At 65.3% G+C, this 22,458-nt stretch carries 20 protein-coding genes and 1 riboswitch; of the genes, 12 read left to right on the top strand and 8 right to left on the bottom strand.

Going from position 1 to position 22,458, the window contains the following annotated elements:
* Nucleotide 1 precedes the first annotated feature (1 nt).
* The 9 genes from EJ071_RS33030 (at nucleotide 2) to EJ071_RS32995 (ending at nucleotide 10,733) form a co-directional block, all read left to right on the top strand.
* Nucleotides 2-850 (top strand): carbohydrate ABC transporter permease, encoded by an 849-nt coding sequence (locus EJ071_RS33030; protein ID WP_126101605.1) that lies wholly within the window; start codon nucleotides 2-4, stop codon nucleotides 848-850.
* Nucleotides 851-871: 21 nt separating this feature from the next.
* Nucleotides 872-1,912: an ABC transporter ATP-binding protein gene (locus tag EJ071_RS33025; protein ID WP_126101604.1), complete on the top strand. Its 1,041-nt coding sequence runs from the start codon at nucleotides 872-874 to the stop codon at nucleotides 1,910-1,912.
* A gap of 16 nt (nucleotides 1,913-1,928) precedes the next feature.
* Nucleotides 1,929-2,657 carry a hypothetical protein gene (locus tag EJ071_RS39760; protein ID WP_245460058.1) on the top strand — a complete coding sequence of 243 codons (729 nt, stop codon included), beginning with the start codon at nucleotides 1,929-1,931 and terminating at the stop codon, nucleotides 2,655-2,657.
* On the top strand, nucleotides 2,564-3,205 hold the full coding sequence (locus EJ071_RS39755) for a trehalase family glycosidase (RefSeq protein ID WP_245460057.1): 642 nt from the start codon (nucleotides 2,564-2,566) through the stop codon (nucleotides 3,203-3,205). The genes EJ071_RS39760 and EJ071_RS39755 overlap by 94 nt, the downstream gene beginning before the upstream one ends.
* A gap of 110 nt (nucleotides 3,206-3,315) precedes the next feature.
* Nucleotides 3,316-4,710 carry an SWIM zinc finger family protein gene (locus tag EJ071_RS33015; protein WP_126101603.1) on the top strand — a complete coding sequence of 465 codons (1,395 nt, stop codon included), beginning with the start codon at nucleotides 3,316-3,318 and terminating at the stop codon, nucleotides 4,708-4,710.
* Complete coding sequence (locus tag EJ071_RS33010) at nucleotides 4,707-6,143, top strand: DUF5691 domain-containing protein (protein WP_126101602.1); 1,437 nt, start codon at nucleotides 4,707-4,709, stop codon at nucleotides 6,141-6,143. The genes EJ071_RS33015 and EJ071_RS33010 overlap by 4 nt, the downstream gene beginning before the upstream one ends.
* A gap of 20 nt (nucleotides 6,144-6,163) precedes the next feature.
* On the top strand, nucleotides 6,164-7,243 hold the full coding sequence (locus EJ071_RS33005; protein WP_126101601.1) for an AAA family ATPase: 1,080 nt from the start codon (nucleotides 6,164-6,166) through the stop codon (nucleotides 7,241-7,243).
* A gap of 3 nt (nucleotides 7,244-7,246) precedes the next feature.
* Nucleotides 7,247-9,505 carry a DUF5682 family protein gene (locus EJ071_RS33000; protein ID WP_126101600.1) on the top strand — a complete coding sequence of 753 codons (2,259 nt, stop codon included), beginning with the start codon at nucleotides 7,247-7,249 and terminating at the stop codon, nucleotides 9,503-9,505.
* Nucleotides 9,498-10,733 (top strand): VWA domain-containing protein, encoded by a 1,236-nt coding sequence (locus EJ071_RS32995; protein ID WP_126101599.1) that lies wholly within the window; start codon nucleotides 9,498-9,500, stop codon nucleotides 10,731-10,733. The genes EJ071_RS33000 and EJ071_RS32995 overlap by 8 nt, the downstream gene beginning before the upstream one ends.
* A 27-nt stretch (nucleotides 10,734-10,760) precedes the next feature.
* On the opposite strand, the gene EJ071_RS32990 is transcribed toward EJ071_RS32995, so the two are convergent.
* From EJ071_RS32990 to mtnK, 6 genes are all read right to left on the bottom strand, one after another.
* A complete protein-coding gene (locus EJ071_RS32990) occupies nucleotides 10,761-11,462 on the bottom strand; it encodes an MgtC/SapB family protein (RefSeq protein ID WP_245460056.1) in 702 nt (233 codons plus the stop codon).
* A 121-nt stretch (nucleotides 11,463-11,583) separates the two neighbouring features.
* Nucleotides 11,584-11,742, bottom strand: a complete 159-nt coding sequence (locus EJ071_RS32985) for a peptide ABC transporter permease (RefSeq protein ID WP_126101597.1) — start codon at nucleotides 11,740-11,742, stop codon at nucleotides 11,584-11,586.
* Nucleotides 11,743-11,864: 122 nt separating this feature from the next.
* The gene (gene fba, locus EJ071_RS32980; protein ID WP_126101596.1) at nucleotides 11,865-12,929 is read right to left on the bottom strand and encodes a class II fructose-bisphosphate aldolase; all 1,065 of its coding nucleotides are present in this window, start codon (nucleotides 12,927-12,929) and stop codon (nucleotides 11,865-11,867) included.
* 157 nt (nucleotides 12,930-13,086) lie between these two features.
* Nucleotides 13,087-13,554 (bottom strand): 6,7-dimethyl-8-ribityllumazine synthase, encoded by a 468-nt coding sequence (locus EJ071_RS32975; RefSeq protein WP_126101595.1) that lies wholly within the window; start codon nucleotides 13,552-13,554, stop codon nucleotides 13,087-13,089.
* Nucleotides 13,555-13,631: 77 nt separating this feature from the next.
* Nucleotides 13,632-13,776, bottom strand: a riboswitch (FMN riboswitch).
* Between the two features lie 209 nt (nucleotides 13,777-13,985).
* Nucleotides 13,986-15,080, bottom strand: a complete 1,095-nt coding sequence (mtnA, locus tag EJ071_RS32970) for an S-methyl-5-thioribose-1-phosphate isomerase (RefSeq protein WP_126101594.1) — start codon at nucleotides 15,078-15,080, stop codon at nucleotides 13,986-13,988.
* Entirely contained in the window at nucleotides 15,077-16,342 is a 1,266-nt protein-coding gene (gene mtnK / locus EJ071_RS32965; RefSeq protein WP_126101593.1) for an S-methyl-5-thioribose kinase, read from the bottom strand. The genes mtnA and mtnK overlap by 4 nt, the downstream gene beginning before the upstream one ends.
* A gap of 138 nt (nucleotides 16,343-16,480) precedes the next feature.
* On the opposite strand from mtnK, the gene EJ071_RS39750 reads away from it, so the two are divergent.
* The 3 genes from EJ071_RS39750 to EJ071_RS32945 all read left to right on the top strand — a co-directional run bounded on the left by EJ071_RS39750 (nucleotide 16,481) and on the right by EJ071_RS32945 (nucleotide 20,312).
* Complete coding sequence (locus tag EJ071_RS39750; protein WP_245460055.1) at nucleotides 16,481-18,148, top strand: sugar ABC transporter ATP-binding protein; 1,668 nt, start codon at nucleotides 16,481-16,483, stop codon at nucleotides 18,146-18,148.
* A 75-nt stretch (nucleotides 18,149-18,223) separates the two neighbouring features.
* Nucleotides 18,224-19,219, top strand: a complete 996-nt coding sequence (locus EJ071_RS32950) for an ABC transporter permease (RefSeq protein ID WP_126101592.1) — start codon at nucleotides 18,224-18,226, stop codon at nucleotides 19,217-19,219.
* A gap of 40 nt (nucleotides 19,220-19,259) precedes the next feature.
* Nucleotides 19,260-20,312, top strand: coding sequence for a substrate-binding domain-containing protein (locus EJ071_RS32945; protein ID WP_126101591.1), 1,053 nt, complete (start codon nucleotides 19,260-19,262; stop codon nucleotides 20,310-20,312).
* Nucleotides 20,313-20,540: 228 nt separating this feature from the next.
* Here the strand turns inward: EJ071_RS32945 and EJ071_RS32940 are convergent, their stop codons facing one another.
* Nucleotides 20,541-21,617 (bottom strand): D-alanine--D-alanine ligase family protein, encoded by a 1,077-nt coding sequence (locus EJ071_RS32940; protein WP_126101590.1) that lies wholly within the window; start codon nucleotides 21,615-21,617, stop codon nucleotides 20,541-20,543.
* 17 nt (nucleotides 21,618-21,634) lie between these two features.
* Nucleotides 21,635-22,249: a hypothetical protein gene (locus EJ071_RS32935; protein ID WP_126101589.1), complete on the bottom strand. Its 615-nt coding sequence runs from the start codon at nucleotides 22,247-22,249 to the stop codon at nucleotides 21,635-21,637.
* Nucleotides 22,250-22,458: the final 209 nt, after the last annotated feature.

Raw genomic sequence — 22,458 nt, 5'->3', positions numbered from 1 at the left:
TATGAGTGCTGTCGCCGAAGCGCCTGTCACGGCTGCAACCGTCGATGCTCGCAAAGCCGGCGACTGGCTGCTCGTCGCCACCACCATCCTGCTTTGTGTCTGGGTGCTGCTGCCGATCTACTTGTTGATCGTCAACGCGCTTTCGTCGCCGCAAGACGTGACTACCTTTCCCAAGCGCTTCTTCCCGTCCCTCGATCTCGGCAGCCTGTCCTTCTTCATCAACTTCGCCGGCGTTGCCAGGGCGCTGTGGAACTCGGTGCTCGTCGCCACGCTGACGATGATCCTGTCGATCGGCTTCGGCGCGCCGGCAGGCTACGCGCTGTCGCGCTTCGACTTTCCGGGCAAGGGCGCGTTCCGCTTCCTGGTGCTGATGACCAGGGCCTTCCCGTTGCCGTTGTTGGCGCTGCCGCTGGCGGTGATGTTCATCCGCACCGGCCTCGACGACACCGCGATCGGCCTGGCGCTGGTGCACACCACGCTGGCGCTACCCTTCGCGGTGCTCATCACCTTCTCGCTGTTTTCCGGCATACCGGTCGAACTGGAGGAAGCGGCTTGGACGCTCGGCTGCACCCGATGGCAGGCGTTTCGCAAGGTGATCCTGCCGCTGGCGCTACCCGGTATCGCAGCCTCGGCGGTGTTTGCTTTCACCATCTCCTGGAACGAGGTCTTCGCCGCCGCGGTGCTCACCATCGAGAACCGCACGCTGACCGCCTTCCTGCTGCAGAGCCTTGGCGAGTCGCCGCTCTATCTCAAATTCGCCGGCGGCGCGGCGCTGGTCGTGCCGGCGCTGATCTTCATCTTCGCCGTCAGGAAATATCTCTTCGCCATGTGGGGGATCGCCAACCGATGACGCGCCAGACGGAGAACGCTCATGGCTGAAATCGCCATCAAGGGAGTGGCCAAGCGCTTCGGCGGCTTCACCGCGCTGCATCAGGTCGACCTCACGGTTGCCGATCAGGAGTTCATGGTGCTGCTCGGTGCCTCCGGCTGCGGCAAGACCACGCTGCTCAGGATCGTCGCCGGGCTGGAGACGCCGAGCCAGGGCGAGGTCTGGATCGGCGGCCGCCGCGTCGACCATTTGCCGCCGCGCGACCGCGGCATTGCCATGGTGTTCCAGAACTACGCCGTCTTCCCGCATCTGACCGTGTTCGAGAACATTGCCTTCGGCCTGCGCATGAAGAAGCTGGGGCAGGCCGAGGTCGAGCGCCGCGTCGGCCGCACCGCCGAGCTGATGCATATCGAGCAACTGTTGAAGCGCTATTCCGGCCAGCTGTCAGGCGGCCAGCGCCAGCGCGTCGCCGTCGCCCGCGCACTCGCCATGGAGCCGGACGTCATCCTGATGGACGAGCCGCTGTCCAACCTTGACGCGCTTCTGCGGCTGGAGATGCGCGCCGAGCTCAAAGGCGTGCTCGCGGCCTCGAAGACCACGACCATCTACGTCACCCACGACCAGGTCGAGGCGATGAGCCTCGCCGACCGCATCGCCGTCATGCATCAGGGCCGCATCGTCCAGGCTGCCTCGCCGGTCGAGGTCTACCGCAATCCGGCCGCGCGCTTCGTCGGCTCCTTCATCGGCAACCCGCCGATGAATTTCCTGCCCGCGTCCAAAGCCGCGAACGGCGACTGGAACGTAGCCGGGCTGACGCTGCCGGGACCGAAGTCGGACAGGCAAGCGATCGAATTCGCCATCCGGCCCGAGGACGTCGATGCCGGCGACGATGGGTTGCAGGCCACCGTGCGCGTCATCGAGCCGCTCGGGCCGCACACGCTGGTCACTTGCGATGTCGAAGGCGGACTGTTCCGCGCCGTGCTGGACTCCAGCGCCGCCGTTGCCGTGGGCGACCGTCTGCGGCTCGCCCCCAAGCCCGATCGCATCCGCTGGTTCGACCCCGAAACCACCAATGCCCTCTGAAAGACCTCGAGCCGCCATGACAGCCACTGCCGCCCAAGACATCATTGCCCGCGCCGTCGAGGTGCTGAAGGAAAACGACCACGGCGACTACACCATCCCGACGAAAGGCCTCTACCCGTTCCAGTGGAATTGGGATTCCTGCCTGACGGCGCTTGGCCTCGCCCACTATGACGAAGCGCGGGCCTGGACCGAGATCGAGACCCTGTTCGCGCATCAATGGCCCGACGGCATGGTTCCGCACATCGTCTTCCATGTCTGGAACGATGGCTACTTTCCCGGGCCCGAGGTCTGGCGCACCGGCCGCCCGACGGCGACTTCCGGCATCACGCAGCCGGCCGTCGCCGGCTTTGCCGTGCGCCGCCTGTTCGACAGGGCGCGCGACAGGAAATTGGCGGTCGAGCGGGCCTGCAGGTTGCTGCCCAAGATCGACGCCTGGCACCGCTGGTTCTATGAGAATCGGGACCCCAAGGGGGAGGGCTGGTCGCGATCATCCACCCCTGGGAGTCCGGCCGCGACAATTCCATCGACTGGGACCAAGCCTTCGAGCGCGTCCCGACCGAAGGGGTCGAACCCTACATCCGTCGCGACATCCTGCATGCCGACCCGGCCCATCGCCCGACCCAGGCGCAATATGATCGCTATCTCTGGCTGGTGCAGCATTTCCGCGGGCTGGGCTGGGACAACGCCCTGCTGCACGACGCTTCGCCATTCCAGATCGTCGATCCCGGCTTCAACGCCATCCTGATCCGCGCCGCGGCCGATCTTGCCGATCTCGCCGAGGCGCTGGGCGACACCGGGATCGCCAAAGCCAATCGCGCCCGCGCCGAAAAGGGCATCGCTGCGATGGAGCGCCTGTGGAGCGAGGCGCATGGCCAATATCTCTGCCTCGACCGCCTGACCGGCAAGCTTGTCGACAGCGCCTCCGTCGGCGGCGTCCTGCCGGCCTTCGCTGCCATCCCGCAGGCGCGCGCCGCAGCGATCGCCGCAACCATCGAACGCCTGGCCGGGAAGGCGCGCCACATCGTGCCCTCGCACGATCCCAACGACCCGCGTTTCGACGCCAGGCGCTACTGGCGTGGCCCGGTCTGGCTGGTGGTCAACTACATGATCGCCGACGGCCTTCTCGCCGCCGGCCACGCCGAGGTCGCCCGGCGCATCACTGGCTCCAGTCTCGACCTGATCACCGAAAGCGGCTTCGCCGAATATTACGACCCGCTCACCGGTGAACCGCTCGGCGGCGGCCGTTTCACCTGGACGGCGGCGATGGTCATCGAGTTTTTGCGCGGAATGTAAGCGCGCGTTCATCGAGCCTGTAAACTTTGCGGCGGCGGGAGCTACACCGGCGCGCCGCAAACGGCTATCAATCGTCGCGATATCATGCTTCGGGGTCATGAGGGGGCGGCTTGCAGCTGGATCTGAAAACAATCGAGGCTTTAGCCCCCGACCAGGCCTCGCTTGGCGCCGCCGCCAAGCTGACCAAGCGGTCGAACTGGCCTCGGCTTGAGGCACACGAACAGCTGCCGCTGATCTGGGGCGAATGCCAGGGGTCCGGCTCGAATCCCTATCGCGTCGCGTTCGACACGTCCGATCACGGCTACAAATGCACCTGTCCGTCGCGCAAGTTTCCGTGCAAGCACATCCTGGCGCTGATGTGGATCGGCGCCACGGCGCTCGACAGCTTCCAGCGTGTCGATCAGACGCCGGACTGGGTGAACGATTGGCTCGGCCGGCGCCGCAAGCCGGGGCAGCCGCCGGCGCAAACACGTTCCGAAGCCAAAAGCATCGACGAGGCCTCGCGGCCTGAGGAAAGCGCCCCGGTCGAGGACGCCGCCGCTGCCGAACGCCGCGGGGCGGCGCAGCGCAAGCGGGCCGAGGATACGCGAAGCGCGGTTTCTGCCGCGCTCGATGAGCTCGACCAGTGGATTGCCGACCAGCTTCGGCTCGGCCTCGCCGGATTTGTCGATGCCAGCAGCGAGCGCTGCCGGCGCATCGCCGCACGGCTTGTCGACCTGAAGGCCACGGCGCTCGCCGGGCGTATCGACGAGCTGCCGGCGCGGCTGATGGCGCTGCGCAGCGAAGAGAGGCCGGATGCCGCGATCCGCGAGCTCGGCAAGCTGGTGCTGCTCGCCAAGGCCTGGCGCGCCGCGCCAGACGACGCCGAACTGAAACGCCTTGTCTCGACATCGGAGACCCGTGAGCAGATCCTCGCCAACCCCGATGCCGTCCAGGTCGAGAGCGACTGGGAGGTGCTCGGTGAGAAGATCGAGACCCGCCGCGACGGCCTCGTCAGCCATGCGACCTGGCTGCTCGATCTCAGGAGCCCAACCCCGCGATTTGCCGTGCTGCTCGATTTCTTCCCGGCTTCGGCAGGCCGGCGCTCCGGCGCCTTCGCGCCGGGAGACCGCTTCAAGGCAAGGCTGGTGTTCTATCCCTCGCGCAACCCGCTGCGGGCGCTGATCGCGGAACGATTGGGCGATGTGACGCCGGGCGCGTGGCCAGCTTTCGCTGAAGCCGCTACCGGCGATCCGCTGGCCGCCTATGCCGCCTTCCAGGACGGCGCGCCTTGGCTGTCCGACTGCCCGGTCATCCTGCCGGCCGGCGCGATCGCGCTGGACGAAAAGGATGGCGCCTGGTGGCAGGCGGCGAGCAATCCGCATGGCATTGCCTTGCCTGTCGCGGGCTCCGTCAATCAGACCTTGCTCGGCCTCGACCTTGCCGCGACAGCGGCGCTCTGGAACGGCGCCAGGCTCGAACTTCTGGCCTCGCAGAGCAGCATCGGGAGGCTCGATCTGTCGTGAATGAGCTCGAACAGGCAGGGCTGGCAAGGTTGCGCGACGGCTGGATTTCGGGCGGCGCAATGTTCGAATTGGCCCCGGTCGAGTGGAAAGGGGTCGCCACCGCTTCCAGCCCGGACGAGCAGGAGCGGCGGCTGTTGGCCATCGCCGCTCAGGCGCTCGATGTCGCGCTTCGCCCGGCGGCGCCGAAAACCTTGAAACGGCGCCCGCCGTTGCCAGTGCTTGCCTTGCCGATGCTCCCCGACCGGCTGCGGCCGTCGCTGCGTGCGGCATTGAAATATGCAGCCGATGCCAAACGCAAGGCGCGGGTCATCGGACTGGTCGCCTCCCGCGGCTTTGTCGCCCATCCGATGGATTGGATGCCGGCCGCGTCAGACCAAACCGCGCCGGATGTCTATGCGCCCTGGATCGACTGGCAGGCGAGCGCCGAACAGGGCCGGCGGGGCGAACAGGACGAATTGAGCGCGGAAAATTGGGCTGACTTCTATCCGGCGGCGCGGCGCGTCGCGCTCGCCACGATGCGTAGGAGCCAGCCGGCTGCCGCAAGGCTGCTGATCGAGACCAAGGCACCTGCTGAATCGGCCGAAGTCAGGCTGTCGCTGATTGAGCTCATCCGCATCGGTCTAGGTTCCGAAGATGCGCCGTTCCTGAGAAGTCTATCCGCCGACCGGTCCGGAAAGGTGCGCGAGTTGGCCGGCCGTATGCTGGCAATGCTGGGCGAGCATGGCGAAGGCGGTCCGGACGTTCCCGTGGCCGAGCTCGCCGGCTTCATCGAGGAAGGCAAGGCCGGCTTCATCCGCCGCCGGACGACGTTCGGCCCGGCGAAAACCAAATCGCATGCGCAGGAGCAGCGCCGCGCCGAACTGTTCGAGCTCTGCAATCTGGTCGATCTGGCGACGCGGTTCGGCGTGACGGAGTCCGAGTTGATAACCGGCTGGCAGTTCGGCACCGACAACAATGCCGATATCCTTCTCTCGCGCATGGTCGCCGCCTCTGGCAGTGACACTGCGGTGGCGCATATGGCCGACATGCTTGTCGCAGAAGGTGGCAAGCATGTGTTTCGCGCGCTTCAATTGATGCCGCGCTTGGACAGTCGCCGCAAACGTGTGCTGGTCCGGTTGATCCTTAAGCAGGCGAACTATCTCGGAATGCTTAATCTGGCGGAAAGCCTCGACGCTGGCTGGCTGGACTGGGACGACCTGACGAATGGGCAAGTGCTCCCAGCGTTGCGTTCCATCATTGGCGGAAACGACGATGCTATGCGGCAAGGAGTTCACGACTTGCTCGAGATGATGGGCTTTCTCGCTACGGCAACAGCTGCAACGAGACTGACCGAAGATTTAATTGCAGCCGGCCTGCCGCCCGCATCCCCCTCGCTCGGCCTGCTGCGGCTCAATGCGGCGCTGGCCGAAAGCCCTTCCCAATCCGACAGATGAATCAACCCGGAGAAGATCGCATGAACGCAGCCATCCGCCTCCCGGCCGAGCAGGTCTATGCCGCCGAACTGCTGGCACTTGCGCAGGATGACGACCGGCAGAAGCCTGCCGGCTGGAGCCTGTCGCCCAAGGCCGTGCTCACCTATCTGATGGGCGGCAAGGCGAGCAACGGCACGGTGATTTCGCCGAAATATGTCGGCCGCCGGCAACTGATGGAAACCGCGGTGGCGACGCTCGCGACCGACCGGGCGCTGCTTCTGCTTGGCGTTCCCGGAACGGCGAAATCCTGGGTCTCGGAACATCTCGCCGGCGCCATTATGGGCAACTCGACGCTGATCGTGCAGTGCACCGCCGGCACCGACGAGAACCAGATCCGCTACGGCTGGAACTATGCCCAACTCCTCGCGAAAGGCCCGAGCCGGGAGGCGCTGGTGCCGACGCCGCTCTACCGCGCCATGCAGGAGGGCAAGCTTTGCCGCCTGGAAGAGCTGACCCGCATGGGCTCGGACGTGCAGGACACGCTGATCACCGTGCTGTCGGAAAAGATGATGCCGGTACCGGAGCTCAACACCTCGATCTACGCGCAACGCGGCTTCAACATCATTGCCACCGCCAACAATCGCGACAAGGGTGTCAACGAGCTCTCCTCGGCGCTGAAGCGGCGCTTCAATGTCGTGGTGCTGCCTCTGCCTGAGGACATGAACGAGGAAGTCTCGATCGTCTCCAGGCGCGTCGGCGAAATGGCCGGCGGACTGGACCTGCCGGTGCCAAAAAATGTCGGCGAGGAGATCGCGCGGGTGCTTACCATTTTCCGCGAGCTGCGCTCCGGCGCGACCGCCGACGGCAAGGTGACGCTGAAGGCACCGTCGGGCTCGCTCTCCACCGCCGAGGCGATCGCTACGATGATCAGCGGTCTCAGCCAGGCGGCGTGGTTCGACGGCGGCGAGCTCCACGCCGAAGGCCTGGCGCCAAGCCTCGTCGGCGCGATCGTCAAGGATCCGGTCCAGGACAAGGTCGTGCTGGAGGAATATCTGGAGACGGTGCTGAAGAAGCGCCCTGACTACGCCGCCTATTACGTGGCGCTGAATGAAGCCATCTGAGCCATGACGCAGGGCCGCATCAGCTATTTCGGCATTCGCCATCACGGGCCCGGCTCCGCCGAGAGCCTGGTCAAGGCGTTGCAGGAATTGCAGCCGGTCGCCGTGCTGATCGAAGGGCCGACGGATGCCTCGCCGCTGCTGCCACTGCTCGCCAGCCCCGACATGAGGCCGCCGGTGGCGCTGCTCTGCTATCCGGAAGACGATCCCGCGGCGACGAGCTTCTGGCCGTTCGCCGAATTCTCTCCGGAATATCAGGCGGCCCTGTGGGCCGTCGCCAACAAGGCGGCGTTGCGCTTCATCGACCTGCCGTCCGCGGCGCGGCTTGCCGAGAAGGGGCCTGAAGGCTCGACAGACGCCGATGCCGCCGAGGCGGAGGTCACGGAAGGGCAGGGCGAAGAACCCACCCGCATCAAGGATCCGATCGGCACCCTGGCGCGCGCCGCCGGTTACGAGGACGGCGAGAGCTGGTGGTCGGACATCATCGAGCAGAACCCCGAGCCCGGCCCGATCTTCGCGGCCATCGCCGACGCGATGACGACGCTGCGCGAAGGCGAGGGTGCGATCGGCGGGTTCGAGGCCATGCGCGAAGCGCATATGCGCCTCGAGATCGCCTCCGCGCGAAAGGAGTTCGACGGGCCGCTGGCCGTCGTCTGCGGCGCCTGGCATGTGCCGGCCTTGCAAGCGGCGCATACGCAAAAGAGCGACCAGGTGCTGCTCAAGGGCATCGGCCGGCGCAAGACCACGATGACCTTCGCGCCATGGACCGGACCACGCCTGGCGTCGGGCTATGGCTACGGCGCCGGTGTCGTCGCGCCCGGTTGGTGCAAGCATCTGTGGCAGACGCGTGGGCAGGATGATGCCTCGGTCCTGTGGCTGTCGCGCATCGCCATGGTGCTTCGAGCGAAAGGCCACATGATCTCGACCGCGTCGCTGATCGAGGCGGAGCGTCTGGCGCGAGCGCTCGCCGCCATCCGCGAACGGCCGAAGCCGGGCTTCGAGGAATTGCGCGACGCCTCGATCGCGGCTCTCTTCAACGGCGAGGCGCTGCTGTGGAGGATGGTCGAGGCGGAGTTGCTGCTCGGCGCCGATGTCGGTGAGATTCCGTCCGACACGCCGCTTGCGCCGCTGATCGACGACCTGCAGCGCAACCAGAAGGCTGCGCGACTGAAGCCCGAGGCGTTGGAGCGGGAACTTTCCGTCGATCTCCGGAGCGAGAGCGGGCTGTTCCGCTCGACGCTGCTGCACCGGCTGAACGTGCTCGGCGTGAATTGGGGCAGGCTGACGGACATCGGCCGCAGCCGCGGCACGTTCCGCGAGCGCTGGATGCTGGCCTGGCAGCCGGAATACGCCGTTCGCCTGGTGGAGAACCTGGTCTACGGACCGACCATCGAGAAAGCCGCCAACGGCCGCCTGATCCAGATGATCGGCACTGCTTCGACGCTCGATGCTTTGGCCACGCTGGTCCAGAACGCGATCACCGCGGCCTTGAGAGAGGCATCCGCGGCCGGCCTTGCTGCACTGGAGGAAAAGGCGGGGCACAGCAGCGAATGCCTGGAGCTGCTGGCCTCGGTGCCGCCGCTCGCCGACATCATCCGCTATGGCGAAGCGCGCAAGACCGAGACGGAGCGCCTCGCCGGCCTGCTGGAACGGCTGATCATCGAGGGTTCGATCGCGCTGCCTTATGCGGCGCGGGACCTCGACGCGCAGGCCGCCGCGGCGCTGATGGGTGCGCTGCGCAAGGCCGACGAGGCGATCAAGCTGGTGGAGCCGGACGAGCATGTCCTGGAGGCCTGGCGCAACGGGCTTGCAGCCGCGCTGGATTCGTCGCGCTCGACGGCGCTCGTTGCCGGTTGCGCCGCGCATCTGCTCTACGAGGCCGGGTGCCTCTCCGCCGAAGCCACGGCCGACCTGCTGGGGAAGCGCCTGTCGCCTGGAACGCCGGTCGCCGATGCCGCCGCCTTCTTCGAGGGCTTCTTCAGCGGCGCCGGCCAGAGGCTGATCTACGACGAGGGGCTGCGCGGCGCTGTCGATGACTGGCTGGCCTCGCTCGACGAGGAAGCCTTTATTGCGCACCTGCCCCTGCTGCGCCGCGTCTTTTCCAACCTCGACAGCATGGAGCGCCGGCGCCTCATCGAGGCCGTGCTTGGCAAGAGAGCGAGCCTGCCTGCCGGGCTGACGCCGGCGCCCGATGGGGGCGAGGCGTGGCGCAGGCATTTTGATCTCCTCGGCAAGCTGCTCGCAGGGGAGCCCAGCCATGGATGATGAGACAATCGGGCCGGAGCTCGATCCCACGGAAGGAACCAGAGAGCGCCGCTGGCGCCTGGCGATCGGCGCCGACGACGGGGCCTCCTCGGCGCTCTCGGCCGAGGATCGACGATTGTCGGCGGCGCTCGATGCGCTTTATGGCGATGGCAGCGGCGACACCGCCGCCGACCAGCGCAAGCGCCGCGGCGGGCTCGGCCGTTCGGCGCCGCGCGTCGCGCAATGGATGGGCGATATCCGTTCGTTCTTCCCCGAGCAGGTCGTCCAAATCGTGCAGAAGGACGCCTTCGAGCGGCTGAACCTGAAGCAGATGCTGATGGAGCCGGAGTTCCTCAGGGCGATCGAGGCCGACGTCAATCTCGTCGCCGACCTCGTCTCGTTGCGCTCGGCGATGCCGGACAAGACCAAGGACATCGCGCGCTCGATCATTTCCGACATCGTCGCCAAGCTGATGCAGCGTCTCGAGCAGAAGACCGCCGAGGCGATCCGGGGCGCGCTCGATAAGTCGCGGCGCACCAACCGGCCAAGGCAGCGCGACATCGACTGGCCACGCACCATCGCGGCGAACCTTCGCCACTACCAGCCGGACCACAAGACCGTGGTGCCGGAAAAGCTGGTCGGCTTCATGCGCCGCCAGCGCCGGTTGGTCGACCTCGACGAGGTGACGCTCTGCGTCGACCAGTCCGGCTCGATGGCGAGCTCGGTCATCTACGCCTCGATCTTCGCGGCGGTGATGGCGTCTCTGCCGGTCGTGCGCACCAAACTCGTCTGCTTCGACACCGCGATCGTCGACCTGACAGCGGAGCTCAGCGATCCGGTCGAGGTGCTGTTCGGCGTCCAGCTCGGCGGCGGCACCGACATCAATCAGGCGGTCGCCTATTGCGCCGAGCGCATCGAACGGCCGACCAAGGCCCACTTCGTGCTGATCACCGATCTCTACGAGGGCGGCAACGGTCAGGAGCTGCTGCGCCGACTGGCAACGCTGGTGCGGTCGGGCGTCAATGTCGTCGTACTCTTGGCGCTCACCGATCAGGGCCGCCCCGGCTATGATCCGTCCATGGCCGGTTCGGTTGCGGCATTGGGTATCCCGGTCTTTGCCTGCACGCCGGACCATTTTCCCGACATGATGGCGGCGGCGCTTCGTCGGGAAGACATTGGCGCCTGGGCGGCGAGCGCCGACATCAAGCTCGTTCGCGCCGACGCCGAGACCCCAAAGGCGGCCGAGTAAGCTTGCCAGCCTTCTGGCATCGCATACTCAGGTCTCCTTCTCGCTGATCACCTCGAAGCGCTCGACCGCGCAGTGCTCGGCGACAACCGCCAGCACGTCCGTCGAAGGCTCGACCGCGTCGGGCTGCTTCCATTGAAGATTGAAGGAAAACATGAAGCGGTTGCGGTCGGGGTCGTGCTCCATACCGACGAAGCGTGCATCGTAGCCGAGCGGCCGTACGATGTCCCCGATGTCGGGTGGCGAGCCTTTCGGCCATGACACAGAGAGGAGCGCCTTGTGGGCGCGCGGGATCTTGAGGTCGACCCATTTCAGCGCCTGCAGCGTCACCAAGGTCAGCACCGTCGCGATCCCGCCGAGGCCGAACTGGCCGCCACCGAAGGCGAGGCCAATCATCGTCATGATCCACATGGTCGCGGCTGTGGTGACGCCGGTGACGAGATCGCCGCGCCTCAGGATGGTGCCGCCGCCGATGAAGCCGACGCCGGTGAGCACGCCGAGCGCGAAGCGCATCACATCCATGCGCACGAAAGACTCCGGCCCCTTGCCGGACACATCGAGCAGCATGTTGGCCTGAACCATGGCGACGCAAGCCGCGAGGCCAACCAAAATGGTGGTGCGCAGCCCGGCGGAATGGCCGCGCGCCTCGCGATTCAAGCCGATGAGGAAGCCTGCCAGAAGCGTCAGCAACAGCCGCGCGACGAGATCCGGCCAGGTTGGATGAAGCGGCATGTCGCAGCAAAGCGGCTCGAACATCCGTCACGGCGGCGCAAAAACGCCCTCCATTGCATCTGGACTGTTCAACTTGGCTTGGCGCGGATGGTTCCTTGGCGTGCCTGGCGACCAACAGCCGTCACCGGACGACGATGCTCAGCACCAATGCCAGCACGACGATGCCGACGAGCCCGGCGATGAAGATGATGCGTCTTGTGCGCGTGCGCAGGATGATCTCGCCCTGCCGCGCGTCCTGGCCGGAAAAGACCGGGCCTTCCTCGTCGCGATCCTTGCTCATGATCTGCCCCTTCCCTGCTGGTGGGCGCGGGAGGTGTCAGGACAGGAACCGATTTGGTGGCGTGAAGTTCCGCCGGATGTGGCTCCCGCAACCGGGTTCAGCCGGTCGCGGGAGCCGATGGCTTAGCCGAATTTCGGGTCGAGGCTGCCCGACTTGTAGCGCTTGGCCATGTCCGACAGGGGGATCGGCTTGATCTTCGGCGCGTTGCCGGCGGTGCCGAACTGCTCGAAGCGCTCCATGCAGAGCTTCTTCATCGCCGCCATGGCCGGCGTCAGATATTTGCGCGGATCGAACTCGCTAGGGTTCTCGGTCAGCACCTTGCGGATGGCGCCGGTCAGCGCCATGCGGTTGTCGGTGTCGATGTTGATCTTGCGCACGCCGTGCTTGATGCCGCGCTGGATCTCTTCCACCGGCACGCCCCAGGTCGGCTTCATCTGGCCGCCATATTTGTTGATGATCTCCTGCAATTCCTCCGGCACCGACGACGAGCCGTGCATGACGAGATGCATGTTGGGCAGGCGGCGGTGGATCTCCTCGATCACGTTCATCGCCAGCACCGCGCCGTCCGGCTTGCGCGAGAATTTATAGGCGCCGTGGCTCGTGCCCATGGCGACGGCCAGCGCGTCGACATGGGTGTCGCGCACGAACTGCTCGGCCTGCACCGGGTCGGTCAGTAGCTGGTCGTGGCTGATCGCGCCTTCGACGCCATGGCCGTCTTCTTGCTCGCCGCCGCCGCTCTCCAGCGAGCCGAGCACGCCGATCTCGCCTTCGACCGAGACGCCGCCCCAATGCGCCATGTCGACGACGCGTCGGGTGATGCCGGAATTATAGGCGTAGTCGGCCGGCGACTTGCCGTCCTCCTTCAGCGAGCCGTCCATCATCACCGAGGTGAAGCCGTACTGGATCGCGGTGACGCAGGTCGCTTCGTTGTTGCCGTGGTCGAGATGCATGCAGACCGGGATGTCGGGATGGATCTCGACCAGCGCGTCGATCAGCTTGGCCAGCACCACGTCATTGGCATAGGCGCGCGCGCCGCGGCTGGCCTGCAGGATGACCGGCGACTTGGTCTCCTCGGCCGCCTCCATGATGGCGAGCCCCTGTTCCATATTGTTCATGTTGAAGGCAGGCACGCCATAGCCGTGTTCGGCGGCATGGTCGAGCAATTGTCTCAGTGTGATGCGAGCCAACGAATAGTCTCCCGTATCTGGTTCGAGCCCGTGTTTGAAAAGGCCGCCCGGGCGGGCGGCCCCGTTGCTTCTGGCCGGATTTCGGAGTTACCGCAACCTTTTGGAGCCTTTTCGGCCGCAATTCTTGTTGCAGGGCTGAAATCCGGCCTTCTCGAGCTTAAGCGGCGATCCGCTCCCGCGCGGCAAGGAGCTCGACGCAGGCCTTCGCCGCTTCCTTGCCCTTCACTTTGAAATGCTCATGGAAGAAGCGATGGTGCTCGGCGCTGTCATGATAGTTGTGCGGCGTCAGAACGGCCGAGAGCACCGGCACGCCGGTCGCAAGCTGCGCACTCATCATGCCGTCGATGACCGCGCCAGCGACGAAGTCGTGCCGGTAGATACCGCCATTGACGACGAAAGCGGTGCCGAGGATCGCGGCGTAGCGGCCGGTCTCGGCAAGCGTCTTGGCGTGCAGCGGGATTTCATAGGCGCCCGGCACGTCGAAGATCTCGACGGCAAAGCCGCCGAGCGCGGCAAGCTCCGCCTCGAAGGCCGTCACGCATTGGTCGACGATGTCGGCATGCCAACGCGCCCGGACAACGGCGACACGGCGGATTTCATTGGTTTTGGGGAAATGCTGATTCATGGGTCCTTCCTTCCGTTTCGAACCAGAATCAGGACGCACGACGCAAAAACCGGCCCGCATAAGCGGGCCGTCCTCACGTACGTTCTCTTCCATCCGGACTGTAACCGTCGGCTCCGGAATCGCACCGGATCTGCTGACCCTCCTGTTGCCAGGAAGCGCTCGCGGGCTTGAGCCGAAGCTCTTACCGCCGGTGGGGACTTTCACCCCGCCCTGAGAACTTAACGCGGGCAGGTATGGAAGAGGAGGGCGGCGCTGTCAATTGGGAGCGCAGGGAATCTCCCCCTTGAGGGGGAGATGTCGCCGGAGGCGACAGAGGGGGTCGCCGCGCGTGAAGCGCCAGCATCTTTCATGACAAGAAGTAAACGTTGGCGATCTATGCGAGGCGACCCCCTCTGACCGCTTCGCGGCCATCTCCCCCTCAAGGGGGGAGATCAACTGCGCTCCGGGAACATCGCCTTCAGTCCTTCGCGCGAGGCCTTCGCCACACCGCGCTCGGTGATCAGCCCTGTGACCAACCTTGCCGGCGTCACATCAAACGCAGGATTGGCGGCCGGCGTCGCGTCGGGCGAGACGCGCACCTGTGCGACCTTGCCGTCCGCCGTCTTGCCCCAGACCAGGGAAACCTCGTCGCCGGAGCGCTCTTCGATCGGGATCTCGGCAAGCCCGTCGGCGACGGTCCAGTCGATGGTGGGCGAGGGCAGCGCGACGTAGAAGGGCACGTCATTGTCGGCAGCGGCTAAAGCCTTGAGATAGGTGCCGATCTTGTTGCAGACGTCGCCATTGGCGGTGGTGCGGTCGGTGCCGACGATCACCATGTCGATATCGCCATGCTGCATCAAATGCCCGCCGGCATTGTCGACGATCAGCATGTGCGGCACGCCGTGCCCGGCCATCTCCCAGGCGGTCAACTGGGCGCCCTGGTTGCGTGGCCGGGTCTCGTCGACATAGACGTGGACCGGAATGCCGGCCTCCGTCGCGAGATAGATCGGCGCGGTGGCGGTGCCGTAGTCGACCGTCGCTAGCCAGCCGGCATTGCAATGGGTGAGGATGTTGACCGTCTCGCCCGGCTTCTTGCGCGCCGCGATTTCCTTGATGATCGCAAGCCCGTTCTCGCCGATGGCGCGGTTCAGCCCGACATCCTCGTCGGCGATCTCGGCCGCCCGCCGGTAGGCCGCCTCGGCGCGCCTTTCCGGCGCGAGCGGTTTCAGGTGCCGCCGCATCTCGTCCAGCGCCCAGCGCAGATTGATTGCCGTCGGCCGTGTCTTGTGCAGCGTATCCCATACCGCGTCGAGCGCTTCGTCCGACGCATCCTCCGTCATCTGGATGGCGACGCCATAGGCGGCGGTGACGCCGATCAGCGGCGCGCCGCGCACCCACATGTCGCGGATCGCGGTGGCGATGCCGGCGACGGTCCCGATCGTCTCGATACGGAACTCATGCGGCAGCCAGCGCTGGTCGATGATCTCGACCGAACGCTTGTCGTCGCTCAGCCAGATGGTGCGGTAGTGGCGATCGCCGACGTTCAAATTCTGCTCTCCTGTTCAATCAGCGCGGCCAGGTTGTTGACCTCGTCGATGCTGTGGATCTGGCGCCGGTTGACGGCGATGTGGCGGCCGAAGCGCAAAGCCTTGGCCTCACATCTGGCGCGCAGGTTTTCGTCGGCAATGGTCTCGAAATCGGCATTGTGGGCGAGGCCGAGGATGCGCCGGTGCACCTCGATGCCGGCAAAGCCGAGCAGGTCGGTCCAGATGCCGGAGAGCACGTGGTCGAGCGCCTGTTCGGCCGCGAGCCGGTCGCCCTGATCCTCGAACAGGCTCCTGTGGTAGAGCATGCCGGTGCGCTCGGTGCGCCACAGCTGCGAGAACTCGGCGCGGAAGATAGCCCAGGTCTCGGCCGTGACGTTGAGTAGGTAGGCGCGCATGGAATCCCGGCTGCCTTTCTCCTCGTGGCCGCGCTGCGAGAAGAAGGCCATCCAGAAATTGGCGAGCAGCATGCCGACATCGAAGGCGATCGGGCCGTAGAAGGCGAATTCTGGATCGATCATCCGGGTCTCTGTGTCGGTCACCATGATCGAGCCCGAATGCAGGTCGCCATGCAGCAACGTCTCGGCATTTGCGGCGAAGAGATGCTTCAGCCGCTGCGCCTCGACCTTGAGGTCGCGGTCGGCGCGCAGCTCGGCGACCAGGCCGTCGAGCTGCGGGCTGGTGTGCCGGTTCATCTTGGCGCCGAAATAGGGATCGGAAAACACCAGGTTCTCGGTAATGTCGCAGAGCTCGACATTGTCGGCGAACAGCGCGAGGTCGGCCTTGCGCTCCTTTGTCACCATCGACAGGTCGGAGCCGCGAAACAGGGTGCGAGCCATGAACAGGCCGATGTCGCGCGCGATGTTCGGCAGTTCCCGGCCGTCGATCAGAGCGCGCCTGAGAATGACGTGTGACGACAGATATTCCATGACGATGAGCGCCTGGTCCTCGTCGAAATGGTAGATCGCCGGCACCGAGCCCGGCGCTCGGCGCTCCTGCCTAGTCAGTGCATGATATTCGAAGAAGGAACGCTTGAGCGGCAGCGGCCAGCTGTCGCCGACCAGCCGCACATAGGGCAGCGCCTGCTTCACCACCGCCGCGCCCTTGTCGCCTTCGACGATGAAGACGAGGTTCAAATTGCCGTCGCCGACCTCGCGTACTGTCCAACGGCTCGAGTCCTTGCCGATGCGCTCGCTCAGCGCCGCGTTCTCGCCAAGGCGCTTCGGCAGCGTCTCCACCGACAATGCTTCGAACTTCCCGGTCATTCTCTCCCCTCCTGCTCGTGGTTTCCAACGATAGCGGAGCCACGGCGGCGGGGCCAAGCTAGGAAGCGCTCTGGCAAATGTCAATCGTGTTGACAATTGCCGATGTAGCCCATAGCGTCACAGGCCAGGGAGGAACGAATGGGCGCAGATGCCGTGTTCCGTGTGGAGGGCCTGAGGAAATCCTTTGGCCAGAACGAGGTGCTTGGCGGCATCTCGCTCGACCTTTATGCAGGCGAGGTCACGGTACTGATGGGCGCCAACGGCGCCGGCAAATCCACCCTGGTCAAGATCGTCAGCGGCGTCTATGAGCGCAGCGGCGGCATGATGCGGCTGGCCGGCGACGCCTTCGATCCCCGCACGCCGGCCGAAGCGATCCGCGCCGGCGTCGTCACCGTGCATCAGAACATCAATGACGGCGTGGTGGCCGATCTCGACGTCGCCACCAATCTGACGCTCGACAGGCTGAGCGGCAAAGGCGCCACGGTTTTGTTCAAGCCGAGCAACGTCCGCGCCGAAGCCAAGGCCGTCGCCGACCGCATGGGGCTTACCATCGACCTCAGGGCGCGTGTCGCAGACCTCACGCTCGCCGACCGGCAGATGGTGGCCATCGCCCGCGCCATGGCGCACCAGCCGAAGGTGCTGATCCTCGACGAGCCGACCTCCTCGCTGTCGAGCGCCGAAGCTGACCGACTGTTTTCGTTGATCGACCGGCTGCGCGGGCAGGGCGTCGCCATCCTCTACATCTCGCACCGCATGTCCGACATCCGGCGGCTTGCCGACCGCATCGCCTCGATGCGCGACGGCGCTATTTCCGGCGTCTTCGATCGGAAGCCGCTCGACTATGAAGGCGCGGTCAACGCCATGCTCGGCCGTAAGATCCATCTCGACCGCGTCGTCGCCAGAAGTTCGGCGCGCGCGGTCTTCACCGCCGAAGGCTTGCAACTGGCGCAAGGCGCCAAACCGATCTCGATGACGCTCGGGGCCGGCGAAGTGGTGGCAGTCCGGCCTGTAGGTGGCAACCGCGCTCGCCGAACCGGCCTCCGCGCGATGAACCGAGATTCGTACGGCCTCACCGAGCGCAATCGCCTGGCCTTTCTTCTAAGCGGCATGGTCGGACTTGCCAAACCGATCTCGATGACGCTCGGGGCCGGCGAAGTGGTGGCGTCACCGGCTTGGCGTCGGACGGCGCTCGCCGAAACGCTGTTCGGCGTGCGCAGGCCGCTTGCCGGCGCCATGCATATGGATGGCCAACCCTATGCGCCTCACTCGGCGCGAGAGGCGATCGCCGCCGGCGTCTTCCTCGTCGCCAAGGACCGCGCGATGAGCGGCATCGTCGACGGCTTCAACATCGAGCGCAACATCAGCCTGCCTTTCCTCAAGCGCATGTCGGACTTCAGCGTCATGAGGCGCCGCGCCGAGCGCATCGCCGCCCGCCGCCAGATCGACGAACTCGGCATCGTCTGCCGCTCCGAGAAGGACGAGCTTTCGGCGCTGTCGGGCGGCAACCAGCAGAAGGTGATGGTGGCGCGCTGGATGTCGCAGGCCTCGCGCCTGTTCATCCTCGACGAGCCGTTCCAGGGCGTCGACATCTCGGCAAGGCGCGACATCGCAGCCAAGCTGAGGGCAAGCGCCGACGGCCGCGCCACACTCATCTTCGTCACCGAGCTCGACGAGGCGCTGGAAACCGCCGACCGCATCCTGGTGATGTCGGAACAGACGATCGTCGGAGAGCACAGGAACGCCGACATCGACCTCGATCGGTTACTGGCCGAGGTGGCCGGCGGGCCGCTCACCAGCGCGGCGTGAGATCCGGATGACGAGATTTGGAGTGCAGGCATGAGTTCAAGTTTGGCGGAGAGGGCGACAGCGCGGGAGCGTTCGATGACATTGCGCGACTATGCCATCCGCTATGGTTTCATCGTCCTGCTTGTCGGGCTGATCGCCTATTTCGCGATCGCCGCCGACGGCTTCGCCTCGCCGCAAAGCGCAGTCTTCATCTTCCAGTCGGTGGCGATCACCGGCGTGCTGGCGCTCGGCGTCACCGCGACACTCGTCGTCGGCGGTTTTGATCTCTCGATCGGCTCGGTCGCCACCAGCGCCATGATGGCCGCCTCCTACGCCATGGTGGTGCTGGAGCAGAACGCCATCGTCGCCGTCATCGCCTGCCTGGTGATCGGCGTGGTCGTCGGCCTGATCAATGGATGGCTGATCGTCTACATGCGCGTGCCCGATCTTTTGGCGACGCTCGGCATGATGTTCCTGCTCCTCGGCCTGCAGCGCATTCCGACCGAGGGCCGTTCCATCGCTACCGGCATGACGATGCCCGACGGCTCGGTCGCCAACGGCAAGTTCTCGGAAGCCTTCCTGGCGCTTGGCCGCCACCGCATCGACTTCTTCATCCCGAACCTGATCCCGGTCTCGGTGGTGGTGCTGGTCGTGCTCGCCGTGCTGATCTGGTTCTTTCTCGAATACACCCGCTTCGGCCGCATGATGTACGCCGTCGGCAGCAATGAGCGCGCCGCCGAACTCGCCGGCGCGCCTGTCAAGGCATACAAAATCTGGGCCTACGTCATTTCGGGAGTTTTTGCCTCGATCGGCGGGATTTTGCTCGCCGCCCGGCTTGGACGCGGCGACATCGCCTCGGGTAATAATCTGCTGCTCGACGCAGTAGCGGCGGCGCTTATCGGTTACGCGGTGCTCGGCGCCGCCAAGCCCAACGCCTTCGGCACCGCCGTCGGCGCGGTGTTCGTCGGTGTCCTGCTGCAAGGCCTGACGATGATGAACGCCCCTTACTACACGCAGGATTTCGTCAAGGGCGCGGTTCTGGTCGTCGCCCTTGTCTTCACCTTCGCCCTTTCCGGCAGGGGCAAGAGATAGTTTCGACCGGGGCATTGATGAGAACACAACGGAGGAAAAAATGAGCATCACAAGAAGACTTTTGGGGAAGGCCGCGCTCGGCCTTGCGGGCGCGGCGCTGCTCATGCAGGGCACGGCCCTCGCAGCGGACCGCCCGGCGCCGTTCGACAAGCCCGGCGTGAAGATCGCGCTGGTGCGCTATCTCTCGACCGGTGACTTCTTCCAGGCCTATCTCTCCGGCGTCGAGGCGCAGGCCAAGGCGCTCGGCGTCGACCTGCGCGTGCTGGACAGCCGCCAGGACGCAGCGCTTCAGGCCGATATGGTCGACCAGGCGATCGCGCTCGGCGTGCAGGGCATCATCATCCAGCACGGCCTGACGGAATCGATGAAGGACGCCGCCCAGCGCGCGGTCGACGCCGGCATCAAGGTCGTCGCCTTCGACGTCAATGTCGAGAACCCGAAGATCCCGCAGATCGAGCAGTCCGACCGCGACCTTGCGCGGCTCGCCCTCGAGCAGGCGGTCACGGACAATGGCGACAGCTGGAAGGCCGGCTATGTCTATGTCGCCGGCATCGCTCCGCTCGACCGACGCAACGAAACCTGGGTCGACGTGAAGAAGAAGCATTCGGGCATCAGCGAGGTTGCCATGTTCGGCACGCTCGACAACCCGATCGCCAATTCCGTCGCCAACCAGGCGCGCTCGGTGCTGCAGGCGCATCCCGACATTAAGGTGATGTTCGCCCCCTATGACGAGTTCGCCAAGGGCGTGAAGATCGCCGTCGACGAGGCGGGGCTGAACAAGGGCATCAAGATCTACTCGGCCGACATCTCGACCTCCGACATCGCCGCGATGCGCGAACCGGACAGCGCCTGGGCGGCCACCGCCGCCACCAATCCGGCAGTCGTCGGCCAGGTTTCGGTGAGGGCGCTGGCGCAACTACTCGCAGGCGAGGATCCCGGCCACAACGTCATCGTGCCGCCGACGCTGATCACCCAGAAGGAGCTGGTCGACAAGGACATCAAGAACATGGAGGACCTGTCGGCCAAGTTGCCGCAGTTCGCCCATGCCGATGTCGCCATGCCGGCCTGGATGCCGAACCCGAACGCGAAGTAAGCCGGCGCCTCATTCTGCAACGGCGACAGTTAGCGAAACCATCGATGACGGCGTCTTTCTCCCCGTCACGTTACGGGGAGAAATGCCCGGTCCACCCTCCGCAGCTGCTGCTGAGGACGGGCAGGGCGCCGACCGACGAAATAAGATCAGAGCGCCTCGCGTGAAGCGGCTTTAACGCGACGCACCAGTGATCAGTGAAAGAGCGGCTCTTGGGCCGCTCTTTCTGTTTCAGGCCGATCGCGCAGCACGCGCCAGCCCATGCGCCACCAGGCGGTCGATGACCTCCGGGTAGCTGATGCCGCTTGCAGCCATCGCCTTGGCGTACATGCTGATGTCGGTGAAGCCGGGAATGGTGTTGAGTTCGTTGACCAGAAACTGCATGTCCGGCATCAGGAAAAAGTCGACACGGGCCATCCCATCGCAACCGACGGCCCTGAAGGCCTTGGCGGCCATATCGCGCATGGCTTCCTCGACCTCCGGCGGCAGTTCGGCAGGCACGATCAATGCCGCGCCATTTTCGTCGATATACTTGGCATTGTAGTTGTAGAAGCCGTGACTTTCGGCGGGCACGATCTCCCCCGGTCGTGAGACGAAGAGTTCGCCTTCGGGATCTTCCAGCACGCTGTACTCGATCTCGCGGCCACGAACGAATTCCTCCGCCAGCAGTTTGCGATCGTGCTGGAAGGCTTCCTCGAGCGCCCGATCGAATTCCTGGCTGGCGTTGACCTTTGCGACGCCAACCGACGAGCCTTGCCGCGCCGGCTTGATGAACAGCGGCAGACCAAGCTGATCTTCCAGCACGGCGAGGGAAGGTGCTGCGCCCGCGTCGATCGTCACCGAACGCGCGACAGGCACTCCCGCCGCTTTCAGCAGCCGCTTGGCGATATCCTTGTCGAGGGCCGTGGCCGAGCCCAGGATGCCGCAGCCGGCAAGCGGCACGCGCGCCACTTCCGCCAGGCCCTGCACGGCGCCGTCCTCGCCATGGAGACCGTGCAGGACGGGAAACAGGATGTCGATTGCAGGTAGTTCGTGAGGCAGCCCGTCGGCCGGGACGGCCAGCAACCGTCCATGTCCGCCCGGCACCAGACAGAGCTCTACTCCACTTGAAGGTTTCGCCAGCGCGCCGTCCTCGAAGCGACTCAGCAGCCATTGCCCTTCGCGGCTGACGAAGATCGGAACAGCATCGTATTTCGCCGGGTTCATCGCGCGCATGACGTTCGTCGCTGAAAGCAGCGACACGTCGTGCTCGGCGGAGCGCCCGCCGAAGAGCACACCGATACGCAGTCTTTTCTGGGCCATCGACATCTCCACAATGCTCAGGATCAGAACCCGACGGCGATGCCGCGCCGGGCGAAAAAGCGGTCGAAACTGGCGAGCGGCAGCGTGACGTCCGCCTGGCTCTGCCGGTCGTGTCCGGACGGGTTGTGGAAGCGGATTTCGCTCGGCGAGGCTGCCGTCACCAGCACCAGATGCCCGCCCTTCGACGGCGGCTCGCGCTCGGGCCAGCGGATGCTTGGGTGAACCGAGGCGATGAAAAAGCGCCACCTGGAAAGAAGTCCGGGCACCATGGCCATATCGACATTCGTCATCGTCTCGGCGGAGAGGCTGAAACGTTCGCGGACGAACCTGACGAAGGGCTCATAGATCAGCCCTTTGATCGTACCATCGATCTCATTGACGACATAGCCGCCATAGGTCGTGCAGGCGCGGGCAAGTTCCAACGTGGGGTGGATTTCACCGCGCGCGGCAAGGATCATCTTCAGGCAGGCCATGCCGCAGACATTGACGGCCCAGCGCGCATAGTCCTCGACCGTGTCCGCGCCCGAATTGCGCCAAAGCGGGTCGCGCTGCAGAGCCGCCACCCCTTCCGCGAGCAGCGGCAGGGTCATGTCGGGTGTTTCCCATTGGCTGAAATAAGGCACTTCCCTGGATTGCATACCGGCTCCGGCCTTGTGTCGCATGAGATGCGCAAGGCACTCCTTAAAGCTGTTCGAGCAATAAGCGAAGGATTTGAGCGGATTTTGACCAGTTAGAGCAGTTTTCCAGCAGAAGTGTGAAACGGGCTTCCGTCCGGAACTGCGTCAAGACAAGGAGAGGGAGCGGTTCGTCGTTTTCGTAAAACGACGAACCAGTCCGGGGGCGTCTT

The sequence above is a fragment of the Mesorhizobium sp. M1B.F.Ca.ET.045.04.1.1 genome (genome assembly GCF_003952465.1).
Lineage (GTDB): Bacteria > Pseudomonadota > Alphaproteobacteria > Rhizobiales > Rhizobiaceae > Mesorhizobium > Mesorhizobium shonense.
The sequence above is the reverse complement of the archived record's forward strand: the minus strand, read 5'-3'. Positions and strand labels throughout refer to the sequence as shown.